Source organism: Paenibacillus xylanexedens (genome assembly GCF_007680605.1).
Lineage (GTDB): Bacteria > Bacillota > Bacilli > Paenibacillales > Paenibacillaceae > Paenibacillus > Paenibacillus xylanexedens_B.
Genome location: NZ_VEIO01000034.1, coordinates 1 through 925 on the forward strand (window position 1 = coordinate 1; position 925 = coordinate 925).

A 925-nucleotide genomic window follows, 5' to 3' on the forward strand; every position below is an offset into this window, starting at 1 on the left:
TTTAGCCTTGGCAGATGGTCCTGCCGGATTCATACGGGGTTTCACGTGCCCCGCACTACTCGGGATCCGTCTCGGAGGGAACCAACTTTCAATTACAGGGCTTTTACCTTCTTTGGCGGGCCTTTCCAGACCTCTTCGCTTAACCGGTTCCTTTGTAACTCCATGTGAGACGTCCCACAACCCCAAAGAGCAAGCTCTCTGGTTTGGGCTTCTCCGCGTTCGCTCGCCGCTACTGACGGAATCACTATTGTTTTCTCTTCCTCAGGGTACTTAGATGTTTCAGTTCCCCTGGTATGCCTCTACTTGCCCTATGTATTCAGACAAGAGTAACTGGATATTACCCCAGCTGGGTTTCCCCATTCGGACATCCCCGGATCAAAGCTTGCTTACAGCTCCCCGAGGCAGTTTCGTTGTTCGCCACGTCCTTCATCGGCTCCTAGCGCCTAGGCATCCTCCGTGTGCTCTTAGTAGCTTAACCATTGCGCTCGTGTTCGAGCTGTCGCTCCGCTTGGTTTGAACTGCGTTCAAATCCAAAAGTCGCTCCATTTCGATCACTCGCTCCAGCAATCTACCTTATAAAACACTTCACTTGTTTACACAAGATCAGCTAGGATGATTGTTGTTCGGTTACTTGAACCGAGCAAGCATTCATCCCTAAAAGGAATGTTCTAATTCGCGTTTGTTTCGTTTCGATATCTAGTTTTCAAAGAACAAATCGTTTGATTCAGGCCATTCACGGATGTGTCGGTCGAATCAACGAGAAGTTTTGAGAGTTTGAGCTCTCAAAACTGAGCAACGAGTGAGTAGTTTGTAGCTGAGCTACATATTTGAATGTTTCCGCTCGGGAAACGATTCTCCATAGAAAGGAGGTGATCCAGCCGCACCTTCCGATACGGCTACCTTGTTACGACTTCACCCCAATCAT

General features: G+C 48.6%; 2 rRNA genes. Both read right to left on the bottom strand.

Annotated features, from left to right (window positions below):
• Positions 1–478: ribosomal RNA gene (locus FS818_RS28225) — 23S ribosomal RNA — on the bottom strand; the annotation flags it as partial.
• A gap of 384 nt (positions 479–862) precedes the next feature.
• Positions 863–925 (bottom strand): 16S ribosomal RNA (locus tag FS818_RS28230); the annotation flags it as partial.